The sequence below is a fragment of the Ruegeria sp. HKCCA5426 genome, assembly GCF_013034585.1.
In the GTDB taxonomy this organism is placed as follows: domain Bacteria; phylum Pseudomonadota; class Alphaproteobacteria; order Rhodobacterales; family Rhodobacteraceae; genus Ruegeria.
This window is the reverse complement of sequence record NZ_WQGH01000002.1, coordinates 50156-64397: the sequence shown is the minus strand read 5'-3', so window position 1 is coordinate 64397 and position 14242 is coordinate 50156. Positions and strand designations below refer to the sequence as shown.

The following is a 14242-nucleotide window of genomic DNA, read 5'->3' as shown; positions in this document are numbered from 1 at the left end:
ACCGGCCCCTTCTGATTCATTCGGCTGCTTTGAGAGGAGAGCCCGGCGGTGCATCCGGTGTGCGGTCCGTTTCGAGTTCCGCCGTCCATGGTTCGTCGGTCCAGATTACCTCGGTGGCTTGCGCCTGACGCGCCGCTTTTCCTATGGCCATATCCTGCGCGACCTGACTGGATCGACCCGCCGTTGCGCGTGCCAGAAGTTTGCCCAACCAGATCGTATAGGTCGAAACCCACACACGCAGCGCCAGGAAAGAAGGCGTCACGATCAGGGTCAGAACGGTCGCAATGCCGAGCCCGAACACCACCGCCGTTGCAAGCTGTTTCCACCACAAGGCGGTGGGGCTGTTGATGGAATAGCCGCCGTTGATGAAATCGAGCGAAAGGCCGAACATCATCGGTGTCAGGCCTGCCATCGTGGTCAGGGTGGTCAGCAGAACCGGGCGAATGCGGGCTTCGGCGGTGCGCACAATGGCCTCAATCCGCGGCATATAGCGGCTGTATTCCTGATAGGTGTCAATCAGGACAATATTGTTGTTCACCACAATTCCCGCGAGGGCCACAATCCCCGTCCCCGTCATGATGATCGAAAACGGCTGTTGCATGACCAACATCCCGATCAGGACCCCGGTGGTCGAAAGAACAACCGCCAACAGGACAAGAACGGAATTGTAGAACGAGTTGAACTGCGCCAACAGGATGACAAACATCAGACCCAAGGCACCGGCAAAAGCGTTCATGAGGAACGCACCGGATTCTTCCTGATCTTCCTGATCGCCGGTCCATTCCCAGCTTACTGCGCTGCCAAGCGGATCGGTCTCAAGCCATTCTGTCAGGACGGCGATCCGTTCATTGGGATTGATTGGCGCGATGCGCGCGTCGCCCGAGGTGATCTGCGACCGTATCTGTTCGGCATCCAAGGCACCAGTTGTCTTTACGACCTCGTATTCGGATCCGTTGGGTCCGGTGACAGTCGTGCCTTCGGGACTTGCGTCGTCGATCAACTCTCTGACGACGGCCACACGCTCTTGCGATCCATCAGAGGCTTCTATGGTCACCTTGCTCAGGCCGGGTTCTACGTCGGCTTTGACATCGTAGTACCGCTGCTGATTCACGCGGTCGATCTGGGCCAGTTTCGCAACGGGCTTGCGGGTGACAAAGTTCGACAAGGGTACAAGGCCATCCGGCGTTCGAACCTTGAGGGTATCGAGGGTCGAAAGAACGCGATCTTCGTCGGGTAGGCGGACGCGGATTTCAATTTCTTCATCCACGTTTTCCGGACGCATTTCACCCAGCAAAAGCCCACGGGTCACCAACTGAACCATGGCACCGACCGTGGCGACATCTGCACCAAAACGACCTGCCTTGGCCACATCGACGTCTATTTGCCAATCAATGCCGGGCAGGGGCAGCGTGTCTTCAATCTTGATCAGGCCGGGTGTGTTATCAAACACGTCGCGCGCAGCCAGAGTTGCCGCGGTCAGCTCTTCCCAGCCATCGCCCTTGATGCGCAGATGTACCGGTTTGGCCGAGGCCGGACCTTGGGACAGCGGCAGAATCTCAACAATGATGCCCGGAATCTCGGCAAGTTCCGCGTTTAGTTGATCCAGCACGAAATCGCCGTCATAGTCTGGCGCAACAGTTTGCCGATCGACCAGCCCACCTAGGATGGGTTCGGACACGTTCGGCCGATCTTCCCATGGAATGATTTCAAACTGAACGCGACCAACCGTGTCAGCGGGCGCTTGTGCGCCGCCATTATTCTGGCTTAGGCCACCTTCGCCCGCGAAGGAAAAGACATTGATGACCGCAGGGTGTGCGCTGATGATTTCTTCGGCCGCCAGCACCATCTCGTCTTTTTCCGCCAGAGAGATGTTGCCACGCGCCCTGACATATGCCGTTGCTTGCTCAGGCTCATTCTCGACGAAAAACTCTACGCCGCGGTTGTTGCTGCCATAGATGGACATGACCGTGACAACGGCAAATCCGACGGCGACGATAGACACGATCGGCATGATCGGATTGCCAACGAGGAAGTTGATGACGTGGCCAAAAGGTGTGTGTTCGCGGACCGTGTGCACATGCTGATCCGGGGTACGCTCGATCTTGGCCGCGCTCAGGGTCACGGACCCTGCAAACGCGCCAAGGATAAACAGAAGCGCACCAAAGAGCATTCCACCCGGCGCTCCCGCAGGCAGCAGATAGGCCGGGTTCAGAACCTGCATGGCCCCCAGGAAGATCATATAAAGCGACGGGGGGACCATCACGACGCGCAACCACCACGGGGTACGCGCTTTCAGCCATTCGGAAGAATGGTCGAAGAAACGGCTCAGCCGTCCGGATACACCGCCCATTACGGGCAGATAAATCAAAGCCACGATCAACGAAGCAGACAGAACAAAGATCAGCGTGACGGGCAGCATTCCCATGAACTCACCCGGAACACCGGGCCAGAACAGCATGGGAAGAAAGGCGCAGAGCGTAGTCGCCGTGGATGACACGATAGGCCAGAACATCCGCTGCGCTGCCTCGACATAGGCGTGCATCGGGCCAACACCTTCCTTGATGCGCTTGTCGGCGTATTCCACCACAACAATCGCCCCGTCGACTAGCATACCCACCGCCAGGATCAGGCCGAACATCACGATGTTGGAAATACTGACGCCCATCACGGCGAGGAAGGCAAAGCACAGCAGGAACGATGTCGGAATGGCAAAGCCCACCAGCAGCGCCGCGCGCGTACCCAGCGACGCCAAAACCACGATCATCACCAGCGCAATGGCTGTCAGGACCGAACCCTCAAGCTGGCTGACCATCGAACCGACGATGCGGCTTTGGTCGTTCGACGTGCCCAGTTCGATGGCGGCCTGCATCTCGGGCGGCCACTTGGCCTGCGCTGCGGCAATGGTTGTTTTGACGGCCTCGACCGTGTCGATCAGGTTGTAACCTTTGCGCTTGACCACTTGCAGGGCAATTGTGGGCTCGCCGTTAAAACGTGCCGTGCCTTCGCGATCTTCGAATGTATAGTTGATCTGCGCAAGCTCGCCCATCGTGACGACCCGGTCGCCATTGACCTTGACCGGCAGGTCATAAACGTCTTGTGCTGTTTTGAAGGACGAAGGGATCTTGACCGAGAATGTTCCTTGCTCAGTCTCGACTTCGCCCGCTGCGATAAGCTGGTTGTTGTTTTGGACGACGTTGATCAGCTCGGCTGCGGTGACGTTGTACGCCTCGAGCCGGAGCGGGTCGATGATAACCTCAAGCAGTTCGTCACGATTGCCTGCAATCCCTGCCTCAAGCACCGAATCCAGCGATTCAAGCTCGTCCTGCAAATCTTTGGCGACGCGGGCCATTGTGCGTTCCGGCACAGCCCCGGTCAGGTTGACGATGACGATCGGGAATTCCGAAAAGTTGATCTCGAACAGTGAATACTGCTCAGCGCCTTCGGGGAATTCAGCCTGTGCGCTGTTCATCGCGTCGCGCACGTCGGCCATGATCGCGGTTTTGTCCCAGCCAAAATCGAATTCCAGCGCGACCCCTGCATAACCTTCCGAGGCGGTAGACGTCATTTCCTTTAGGCCGTCCAGATCGGCCAGCTCGGTCTCCATCGGCTTGACCAGCAGGTTCTCGGAATCTTCAGCCGAAATGCCGGGGAATTGAACCGAGACAAACAGGGCAGGGATTTCAATGTCGGGCTCACCCTCTTTGGGCAAATTGACATAGGCAAACCCGCCCACAACAAGCGAGATTGCGATAAAGGCCAGAACCATTCGCGCCCGGCCAGCAGCCCAACTGACGATTCCGGTCATTTTGCAGCGTCCCGATAGGTGGGCTTAACGCTTACGCCACTTGTCACGAATTCCTGCCCGATGACGATTATGTCCACGGTTTCAGGAAGGCCGCCGACCCATACGCCTTCCGACGTGTCACGCAATAGCTCGACAGGGAAGAAATCGGCAACGTCGCCTTGCCCGACGCTTCGAACGCCAACCTGACCTTCTTTATTGAGCGTCAGGGCAGATTGCGGCAGCAGATGCGCCTTGGCACCTTCGGCAGAAATGCGGATGTCTGCGGTTTGCCCGTCCCGAATGGCAAGTTCGGGGTTCGGAACAGTGATCTCAACTTCGAAGGTCCGGGTTGTTTCGTCGGCGGACCGGCTCAGGAATGTCACGCGACCCGCAACCTGCAGGCCTGTGACCAGTTGCGCCGAGGCCTCGGAGCCTACGATGACGCGGTTAACTTCGGCCTCGGGGACAAAACCTACCAGTTTGATCGGATCAAGCTGAATGACGGTTGCGCAAAGCGATCCGGGCTGCATCAGGCTGCCCAACTCAGCCGTGTCGCTTTCCAGCAGACCCTTGAACGGGGCCTCGATGGTCTGGCGGTCAATTTCCCGTTCTGCGGCGGCGACCTCGGCTGTTGCCGCTTCAATCCCTGCGCGCGTCGCCTCTAGACCAGCTTCGGCTGTCTTTACGCCTGCTTCGGCGCTTCGCATTGCGGCTTGGCTGGATATCCTGCGCGTTTCCGAGCCGAACCCGGTTTCCGAAAGTTTCTGCGCAGCCGTTAGGTTGATCTGAGCTTCGGCGACCAAGGCATGTGCTTCTTCAAGACGCGCTTCAGCTTCGGGGATGCGGCTCTCGGCCTCAAGCTTGCCTGCCATCGCCTCAGCAAGGCTGGCGGGGCGGGTGCCGGGATCCAGTTCACACAGCAGGTCGCCCGATTCTACGAACGTTCCTTTGCGCTTTGGTTCCGAAATGACCGTCGAGGTCGTTTCGGCCAGAACTTCGACCTGTCGGTTGGCTTTTGTTTGGCCGCGCAGCAACACGGCGCTGTCAATCTCGCGCGCTACCGAGCGAACGGCCACCACGCCGATAGCATTCCGATTCTCGGATGCGGAGCCTTCGGATTCATCCGCAGATGACGGGCTTGCCTCGGCTTCGGCCCGGCCAGCAATCGCAAATAGGGTATCGCGTTCAAAAACAAGCAGGAATAGTGCAACGACCACCAGCAAAGCATTTACGATTGAAATCAAACGCATTCAGAATTTCTCCCCAAATTCTTCGCCCGGATTTCTACGGCGCCTAATTTTAAATGTGGGGCGCATTATGTATCTTTTCCACACTGAACTGAATAGTTCGGTTTGTTTTTTTCCGCAAGCGGTGTTCAACCCGCCTTAAATGCCCAAAATCGCACCCTTGGCTTGGCAAGGTCGCCGGGGTATGACATTGCGCCATACGTAATTGAATTAGCCCGGAGCGCAGGGATGAGCGACGTCGACAGTTTTATTGATGAGGTGACCGAAGAGGTGCGCCGTGACCGTCTGTTTCTGCTGCTGCGCCGGTGGGGATGGGTTGGTGTGCTGGCGGTTGTCCTGATTGTTGGCGGCGCCGCATTCAATGAAATCCGCAAAGCACGCGCAACGTCGCAGGCCGAAGAACTGGGCGATGCGATTCTTTCGGCGCTAGCTCAGAATGACTCGGCTGAACGGGCCGGTAGTCTGGAAAGCGTCGCGGCGGCTTCACCGGGTGGCGATGCGGTAGTAGATATGCTGTTGTCTGCGTCCCAATCCGAGGCCGGTTCGGTGGAAGAGGCTGTGAACAGCCTGAATGCGATTGCGGTTCAGGGTGATCTGCCGGAAATCTACCGCGCGATTGCGACGTTTAAGGCGTTGCTTCTGAAAAGCGATACCCTGCCAGTAGCGGACCGGCGTCAGCAATTCGAGGCTTTGGCCGCACCCGGCGCTCCACTTAGGTTGTTGGCCGAAGAGCAACTGGCCCTAATCGACATATCCGAAGGCAATGTCGACGCCGCTATCGAAAGATTGCAGGCGCTACGGCAGGATGCCGAGATTGGCGTTGACCTTCAGCAGCGCGCAGCCCAGTTGATCGTGGCACTGGGGGGTGAACCCGAACCGTTGGTAGCCCGGCAGGGATGATCCGCAGCGTAACGAATAATGGCAGGCGAGTTCGGAAAACCATGGTAACAAATCTTCTTTCCCGAGTTGGATTGTCGGTTGCGGCTGTATCCCTGACCGTTCTCGCGGCTTGTGAGGAACCCGAAGTCATCCTGCCCGGTCCGCGCGAAGACATCCGTCCTGCGGCGGATACGGAAACCGTCGAGACGCGCGGGTCTAAACCAATCAGCCTGCCGGCTCAGAAGGCGAATGCAAGTTGGCCGCAAAGCCCGGGAACGGCAGCGTTTCGCACGACGAACGCTCAACTTCGGGCCACGCCACAGCGGGTCTGGTCCGCAACGATCGGCAAAGGTGACTCGCGCAAGCAGCGGATCACGGCGGAACCGGTCGTTGCCGGTGGATTGATTTACACGCTCGATTCCGGGGCGACGGTTTCCGCCGTTTCGCCCCAGGGTCAGCGTGTCTGGAGCACGGATCTTATTCCTGCTTCGGACGGTGACTCGGACGCGACTGGCGGCGGCATCGCTTATGCCGATGGTGTATTATATGTCTCGTCGGGATTTGGGCGGCTGACCGCGCTGGATGCCAGATCAGGGGCAATCCGGTGGCAAAAACGTCTGAATGCGACTGGCAGCGGCGCTCCGATGGTGAATGGTGGCCTGTTGTATCTTGTGGCCGGTGATGAAACCGGTTGGGCCATTGATACCAAAGACGGCCGCATCGCGTGGCAGATTCAAGGCACGCCAAGCGTCGGCAATGTGCTGGGCGCGCCTGCGCCTGTGATCGCGTCCGAATTCGCGGTCTTCGCGTTCGGGTCTGGAGATGTTTCCGCAACCTTCCGCAAGGGCGGTATCCGTCGGTGGAACGCCTCGGTCGCCGGAGGACGGCGGGGTCGGGCCGCAGCTCAGATCATTGACGTGACCGGTGGTCCGATGGTGTCTAGTGACACGATCTTTATCGGGAACCACTCGGGCCGGACCGTGGCCTTTGATGCAAGCTCGGGCGAGCGGAAATGGACGGCGGATGAGGGTGCGGTCGATACGGTTTGGCCCGCCGGAAACAGCCTTTTCCAAATTAGTGATCGCAGTCAGCTAATTCGTCTGGATGCTGCGACGGGTGAAGTTGTCTGGGCGCAGGACTTGCCTGGCTTTGTGAAGGACAAGCCCAATCGCCGGGGCCCCATTGTGGCGCATTACGGGCCGATCATGGCTGGGGGGCGTCTGGTGATTGCATCCAATGATGGATACCTTCGGTTCTTCAGCCCGGTTGACGGCACCCTTGTGCACCGCGTCGAAGTACCCGGCGGTGCGACCACGGCACCGGTTGTTGCCGGGCAGACGCTTTATGTCGTGTCCACCAAAGGTGATCTACACGCTTTCCGTTGACCGAAAGATGCGCTAAAGGGCGCGTCTGAGTCTTGAAAGTTGAGTATCATGTCGCTGACCCTCGCCATTGTGGGGCGCCCCAATGTGGGCAAATCCACCCTGTTCAACCGCCTTGTGGGTAAACGTCTTGCTTTGGTCGACGACCAACCCGGCGTGACGCGTGACCTGCGCGAAGGCGAAGGGCGCTTGGGCGATCTGCGGTTCACCGTGATCGACACCGCTGGGCTTGAGGATGCGACTGACGATAGCCTGCAGGGCCGGATGCGTCGCCTTACAGAACGCGCCGTGGATATGGCCGACGTGTGCCTATTCATGATCGACGCGCGGGTGGGGCTGACGCCGACGGATGAGATGTTCGCCGAAATCCTACGCAAGCGCTCCAAGCACGTTATCCTTGCGGCCAACAAGGCAGAGGGCAGCGCAGCGGATGCAGGTGTGCTTGAGGCCTATAACCTTGGTCTTGGCGAACCGGTGCGTTTGTCCGGCGAGCATGGCGAGGGGATGACAGACCTTTATGCGCAATTGATGCCTCTGGCCGACGCTGCGGCTGAAAAGGCGCAGGATGATGCGCCGGAAACCGATATCGAACTAGATGAGGATGGCGAGGGCGAAACGCCGCTCATCACCGCTGACAAGCCGTTGCAGGTCGCCGTTGTGGGCCGTCCGAATGCCGGGAAATCCACGCTGATCAACAAGATCATGGGTGAAGATCGCCTGCTGACCGGCCCCGAGGCCGGGATCACCCGCGACGCGATCAGCCTTCGGATCGACTGGGCCGACCCAGATGGCAACAGCACCCCGATGCGCATTTTCGACACCGCCGGGATGCGCAAAAAGGCCAAGGTGCAGGAAAAGCTGGAAAAACTGTCGGTCTCGGACGGTCTGCGTGCCGTGAAGTTTGCCGAGGTCGTGGTGGTCCTGCTGGATGCGGCTATTCCGTTTGAACAGCAAGACCTGCGAATTGCGGATCTGGCAGAGCGCGAAGGGCGTGCTGTGGTCGTCGCCGTGAACAAATGGGACATCGAAGAGGACAAGCAAGAAAAGCTGCGCGACCTCAAAGAATCCTTTGAACGCCTTCTTCCGCAACTGCGCGGCGCGCCGTTGATTACCGTGTCAGCCAAGACGGGCAGGGGTTTGGAACGTCTGCGTGCCGCCATCCTGCGCGCCCATGACGTGTGGAATCGTCGTGTGCCGACCGCTGCGCTAAACCGCTGGCTGACTGCAATGCTGGAACAACATCCACCTCCAGCACCGCAAGGCCGTCGCATCAAGCTGCGTTATATGACTCAGGCCAAAACCCGCCCACCTGGATTTGTCGTCATGTGCTCGCACCCTGACAAGATGCCCGAAAGCTATAACCGGTATCTGGTCAACGGACTGCGCGAGGATTTTGATATGCCGGGCACTCCGATCCGCCTGACGTTGCGTGGGCAGGGCGACAAGAACCCCTATAAGGGACGCCGCAAGAAAAACGCGGGCGCGCTGGCAAAGCATCTCAAGGGCCGCGCGTAACTGCGCCAGTTTTCAGCATTTTTGGCTCAGGGGCGTGACAGCCCGAGTTCCCCGCGCTAGCATTCAGGTGCGTGCATTTGTTTTCGCACGCGCTGCTTGTTTGCGGAGTTTCCGCACATAGTTTCGAACCCATATTGAAGCGGGCCATCGTGGGGAGCGGACGTGATGGATTTGAGGGAATACACTAGGCAATATGCGGTGCAAGATAATCGTCTGGCCGCGCTAAGTTACTTCGGGACTTTTGCGGTGTATTTTGCATCGCTGGCTTTGGCGATCATCTATGTGGATCGCTGGTACATCATGGTCCCCGCCGGAATCGTCTTCGCGTTCTCGGCTGTGCGTCTTTACGTTCTGCAACATGACTGTGGGCACCATTCCCTGTTTGAAACGCGTCAACAGAATGAATGGGCCGGGCATGGGCTGTCTCCGTTCACGTTTGCGCCGTTTGAAGTGATGAAGCAAAACCATAACCTTCATCATTCGGGAATCGGCAACCTCGAACATCGCGAGACCGGCGAGATTCATACGATGACTGTGCGCGAGTGGAATGAGGCGGATTGGAAGGCGCGGTTGTTCTATCGCCTTTACCGCAACCCGTTTATCCTTGTCCCGGTGGGCGCGCTGTTTACCTATTTCATCCGATACCGCTGGCCCAAGAATACAGTCCGGTTTGGTGTTACGGGTGTCCTGTTGCACAACCTGTCAATTGTTGTGTTCCTTGGGCTGCTTTACTTGATCGCAGGAATGACCGGTATTCTGGTCTGGCTTGTATTTTCCCTTTTGGGCGGGATGTTGGGTGTGTTCCTTGTCTACCTGCAACACAATTTCGAGGACACTTATTGGGACCGCCGCCCGGATTTGGACCCCAAGCTGGCAGCGTTGCAAGGATCGTCGGCGCTGGATTTCGGCTGGTGGTTTGACAATGCCGTGGCCTGCATCACGTTACACGATATTCACCACTTCAACGCACGTATTCCGTCGTATCGACTGCGTGCATGTCATTATAACCTGCCAACGGAATACACTCCGCGGCGTATCAAATTCCCCGAGGCGGTCGCGGCCTTGAACCTGAAATTGTGGGATGAGGACGCAAAGCGCCTTGTTCCGTTTCCCAAAAAGGATCGGTCTGCCGGGCTTGCCCATAGTAGTTGACGCCCGAGCGGGATCTACGTGTTACCCTGTCTTGCGGATATGTATATCCTGCGTATATACGTATGTGCAGGGAGAAACTGAAAGGACAAAAAATGACCGCAGTGACCGACGTAAATGGAGTAGGTGAGGCGCTTGGCCAATTGCTGATCGCCAATGGCTTCAAAACGGCTGAAGCCATCGCCAAGGCAACCCCCGACGCTCTGGTCAAAGTCCCTCGAATAGGTGCGGCACGTGCGCCAGTGCTGATCGCCGCCGCGAAACAGGCGCTCGCAGCCAAACCCGCCGCAAAACCGGCGACGCGCCGTGCGCCTTCGCGAAAACCTGCGGCCCGAAAGCCAGCCGCGCGCAAAACCGTGGCCGCCGCCGCAGCAGAAAAGCGAGCCGAGGAAGCGGCCCGTAAAGCAGCCGAAGAAAAAGCAGCGGCTGCGATGGCAGAGGCTAAAGCCAAGAAGAAGGCAAAGGCCAAAGCCAAGGCTGAGAAAGCTGCCAAGAAGCGCGCCGAAATGGAGGCTGTGTTCTCGAAAGCCAAGGACAAGGTAAAGGCCAAGGCGAAAAAGGATAAAAAGTCCAAAAAGGACGGTAAGAAGAAAGACGATAAGAAAAACAACGATAAGAAAAAGGGCGACAAGAAGAAAGACGCCAAAAAGAGCGATAAGAAGAAGGATAAGAAAAAGGCGAAGAAGTAGGCCTTCCTCGCCTTTGATCGAATAGAAACCGGCGGCTGTGGCGCGTCGGTTTTCTTATGCCAATGTGCCGTCCAGTTGCAGCGTCAGCTTGCCACCCAGATAGGGGGCCAACACCTCGGGCAGGGTGACGGTGCCATCGGCGTTCTGGCCGTTTTCCAGCACCGCGATCAGGCAGCGCCCCACCGCCAGGCCCGAGCCGTTCAGCGTGTGGACATATTCCGGTTTGCCGCCACCTTCGGGCCGGAAGCGCGCATTCATGCGGCGGGCCTGAAAATCGCCGCAGGTCGAAACCGAGCTGATCTCGCGATACGTGCCCTGACCGGGCAGCCATGCTTCGATGTCATAGGTACGGCGTGCGCCGAAGCCCATATCGCCGGTACACAGGATCACGGTGCGATACGGGACGCCCAGTTTCTCAAGAATCCCTTCAGCGCACCGCAACATACGCTTTTGTTCATCGTCGGAATTGTCCGGGTGCGTGACCGAGACCATCTCAACTTTCTCGAATTGGTGCTGGCGCAACATCCCGCGGGTGTCCTTGCCCGCGCTGCCTGCCTCGGACCGGAAGCACAGCGAATGCGCGGTATAGCGGCGGGGCAGGTAGCTTTCCTCGATCATCGTATCGTTCACGATGTTGGTCAGCGAGACTTCGGAGGTCGGGATCAGCCACCAACCTTCACGGGTCTGATAGCTATCTTCGCCGAATTTCGGCAACTGGCCAGTGCCCTGCATCATCTCGGACAGAACCAGAACGGGACCGTTGACCTCGGTCAACTCGTTTTCGTTGATATGCGTGTCCAGCATGAACTGCGCCAACGCGCGGTGGATGCGTGCAACGCCGCCCGACAGCAATACAAAGCGCGAGCCGGACAGTTTGGCAGCGGTCTCGAAATCCATGCCGGTTTGGACGGCCTCAACCTCAAAATGCTCTTTCGGAGCAAAATCCAGTTCGCGCGGGGTGCCCCAGCGGTTCACCTCGACATTGTCGTTTTCATCTGCGCCTTCGGGCACATCCTCGGCGGGTAGGTTGGCGATGCGGATCAATTGATCTGTCAACAGCGCGTCCAGATCCTTAGCTTCGGTCTGCATCCGGGCGACTTCGGCCTTCTTTTCGGCGACCAGAGCCCTCAAACGCTCGAATTCGGCCTCATCACCGCGACCCTTGGCAGCGCCGACTTCTTTGCTGGCCTTGTTCTGTTCGGCCTGCGCGGTCTCAGCCGCCAAAATCTTGGCGCGGCGGCTTTCGTCCAACCGCAACAGGTCTGACGACACCGGCGCGTCCCCACGGCGCGCAAGTGCGGCGTCGAAGGCGGCTGGGTTTTCGCGAATGGCGCGGATGTCGTGCATGGTTCAGGTCCTTGAATGCGTGAATCACTGAAACCGCTTATGCACCATCTGAAAGGCGGGGTGTAGCACCGGTTACGACTTATCGGTGTCCTCGTGGGTTTCATGCGCCAGATGCCCGTTCCAGTCCTCGGTCGGGATTTTCGGTTCGGGCGGGTCAGCCATGTAAGAGGGCGTCATGATCTGCACGTTGTTCTCATTGAACACAGCGACGATGTTGCGATGCAGGTCCGAGCGGATCTTTGGGATAATACTGCCGCGCGTCGAATATCCGTTGATCTGATAGTTGATCGCGTAATCGGCCAAAGCCGTCCATAAAACAAAAGGTTCCGGCTTGGCCTTGATCCCCTTGGTGCGGCTTGCTGCTTCGATCAGCATGGCCTCAACTTTTTCAGGCGGTTCCTCGTATCCGATGCCCACGGTGGTGTGCAAAAGCAACCCGCTGCCGTCGGTTTTCTTGGAAAAGTTCACCACATCCGAATTCATAAGCTGCGCGTTGGGGATCGAGATCAGCTCGTTCTTTATTGATTTCAGATGTGTCTCCATCAGCTTGATCTGGACGACATCACCGATGTGATCGCCGATTTGAATCCGATCCCCGATCGAGGTTGACCGTCGATAGATCACGAACAACCCGGCCAGCATGTTTGACACGACCGAGTTTGCGCCCAGTGACAGCATCGCGCCGACCAGAATGGTCAGCCCTTGGAAGGCGGCAGAATCTGAACCGGGGATGTAAGGCACGGCAAACACAAGCGCGATCAGGATGACGACGACGCGGGCGATGTTGAAGGTCGGGTTGACCCAGTGACGCTCGAAATCGCCCATTTCGAATGTGCCAGCCTCGACGGCATCGAAGAAAACGCGCATTCCCTTGATGATGTACATCGCCACCCACGAGATCAGCGCAAGCATGATCAGGTTGGGGATATAGCTGATGATCCCCTTGAAGATCAGAAGAACCGGCTCGGTCAGGTACGTCAGCAATAATTGGGCGAAATAACGAGTCTCGGCAAAGGCCAGCAGGACGAAAGACAGGTAGTAGTAGAACCCAAGGAAGAAAATCACGAGCAGGACGAAGTTCAGCCCGTACCGTACTAAGGCTGCGATTGCTTCGGCCTGAACGCTTTTGGCTGTGGCGGTCTCGACATCTCTCAGATGACGCTTCACGAATTTTACGGTTCGGCGTCTGATCCGTCGATGTATCCAAAGGATCAGGGCGACGAATGCTGCAAAACCGGCAGTCCACGCGATGGCTTCGATTGCGCCGGACACTCGCGCCTGGTCGGTCCGATTGGCCCTGTATGCCACGATTGCATCTTCGATCGCTTCACCATGGAGGAAGCTGAGAACGTCCAGCTCCATTTGTTCCAGTTCGGAATCGGCGACTGTGACCACTGAAACCGCAAAACCGTCAACAAGGATGCGGGTGCCAAGATCCGTTTCCTCGTAGGCAATCGTCACGGTCGGGCTGTCGGAGGATTCGGCCGCTTTGACGATGTTGTCCTGAACGGTTTCGGCACGCTCTTGCGCGGGAAGGGCGCTTGAACCCCTTAGGAAAAACAGCGTATCGCCATCCACGATCACGGGGGCTTTGAACGTATCAGATTGTTCTTCGGCAATTTCGGTTTGCGTGTCCGTTTCCTGCGCAAATGCCAAGGGTGCCAGCAACGCGAAGAATAAGACTGCAATCAGCAGTTGGCGAAACAGGCCAAGGGTATGGATTAATTGCGTCATTCGCCCTCCCACGGCTCAACTATATCTATCCAATCCGGTGTTCCTAGAACGCAGTCGCAACTTCGGCCTGCCACTGTGATTAATATGAGCCAATCATTGAAAAAACCTGCGCCACCATTCCTTGCAAACAGGCGGTTCAAAGAATAGGTTCTCGCCAAATTTGCGGAGCGCTTCCGCAAGACCAAACCAAAAGGAATATCCCATGGAAGGTGGCGCAATCGCCCAGTTTCTCCCGCTGATCCTGATCTTCGCGATCATGTATTTCCTGCTGATCCGTCCGCAGCAGAAGAAGATGAAGGAACATCAGGCCATGGTCGAAGCCGTGCGCCGGGGCGATCAGGTGGTCACCCAGGGTGGCCTGATCGGCAAGGTGTCAAAGGTCAAGGAAGGCGACAACGAGATCGAGGTTGAGATCGCAGAAGGCGTCAAGGTCCGTGTTGTCAAATCGACCATTGCGCAGGTTCTGAACAAGACCGAGCCAGCGAAGTAACTTCGCCCGACATCTCGTTGAAAAGG

General features: G+C 57.7%; 10 protein-coding genes. 6 read left to right on the top strand and 4 right to left on the bottom strand.

What is annotated here, in order from left to right; genetic code table 11:
* Nucleotides 1-16: 16 nt before the first annotated feature.
* Together GOV87_RS02850 and GOV87_RS02845 are read right to left on the bottom strand one after the other, a co-directional pair.
* Nucleotides 17-3805 (bottom strand): efflux RND transporter permease subunit, encoded by a 3789-nt coding sequence (locus GOV87_RS02850; RefSeq protein ID WP_171210764.1) that lies wholly within the window; start codon nucleotides 3803-3805, stop codon nucleotides 17-19.
* The gene (locus GOV87_RS02845; RefSeq protein WP_171122126.1) at nucleotides 3802-5034 is read right to left on the bottom strand and encodes an efflux RND transporter periplasmic adaptor subunit; all 1233 of its coding nucleotides are present in this window, start codon (nucleotides 5032-5034) and stop codon (nucleotides 3802-3804) included. The genes GOV87_RS02850 and GOV87_RS02845 overlap by 4 nt, the downstream gene beginning before the upstream one ends.
* Nucleotides 5035-5259: 225 nt before the next feature.
* Between GOV87_RS02845 and GOV87_RS02840 the strand changes: the two genes are divergently transcribed.
* From GOV87_RS02840 to GOV87_RS02820, 5 genes are all read left to right on the top strand, one after another.
* On the top strand, nucleotides 5260-5931 hold the full coding sequence (locus GOV87_RS02840) for a hypothetical protein (protein ID WP_171210763.1): 672 nt from the start codon (nucleotides 5260-5262) through the stop codon (nucleotides 5929-5931).
* A gap of 41 nt (nucleotides 5932-5972) precedes the next feature.
* Nucleotides 5973-7295, top strand: coding sequence for a PQQ-like beta-propeller repeat protein (locus tag GOV87_RS02835; protein ID WP_171210762.1), 1323 nt, complete (start codon nucleotides 5973-5975; stop codon nucleotides 7293-7295).
* A gap of 48 nt (nucleotides 7296-7343) precedes the next feature.
* Entirely contained in the window at nucleotides 7344-8807 is a 1464-nt protein-coding gene (der, locus tag GOV87_RS02830) for a ribosome biogenesis GTPase Der (protein ID WP_171210761.1), read from the top strand.
* A 165-nt stretch (nucleotides 8808-8972) separates the two neighbouring features.
* A complete protein-coding gene (locus GOV87_RS02825; RefSeq protein WP_171210760.1) occupies nucleotides 8973-9959 on the top strand; it encodes a fatty acid desaturase in 987 nt (328 codons plus the stop codon).
* Nucleotides 9960-10051: 92 nt separating this feature from the next.
* A complete protein-coding gene (locus GOV87_RS02820; RefSeq protein WP_171210759.1) occupies nucleotides 10052-10645 on the top strand; it encodes a helix-hairpin-helix domain-containing protein in 594 nt (197 codons plus the stop codon).
* 54 nt (nucleotides 10646-10699) lie between these two features.
* Here the strand turns inward: GOV87_RS02820 and serS are convergent, their stop codons facing one another.
* Nucleotides 10700-11992, bottom strand: a complete 1293-nt coding sequence (gene serS / locus GOV87_RS02815; RefSeq protein ID WP_171122132.1) for a serine--tRNA ligase — start codon at nucleotides 11990-11992, stop codon at nucleotides 10700-10702.
* Nucleotides 11993-12064: 72 nt separating this feature from the next.
* Entirely contained in the window at nucleotides 12065-13726 is a 1662-nt protein-coding gene (locus tag GOV87_RS02810) for a mechanosensitive ion channel family protein (protein WP_171210758.1), read from the bottom strand.
* 202 nt (nucleotides 13727-13928) lie between these two features.
* On the opposite strand from GOV87_RS02810, the gene yajC reads away from it, so the two are divergent.
* Nucleotides 13929-14216 carry a preprotein translocase subunit YajC gene (gene yajC / locus GOV87_RS02805; protein WP_155151194.1) on the top strand — a complete coding sequence of 96 codons (288 nt, stop codon included), beginning with the start codon at nucleotides 13929-13931 and terminating at the stop codon, nucleotides 14214-14216.
* Nucleotides 14217-14242 lie beyond the last annotated feature (26 nt).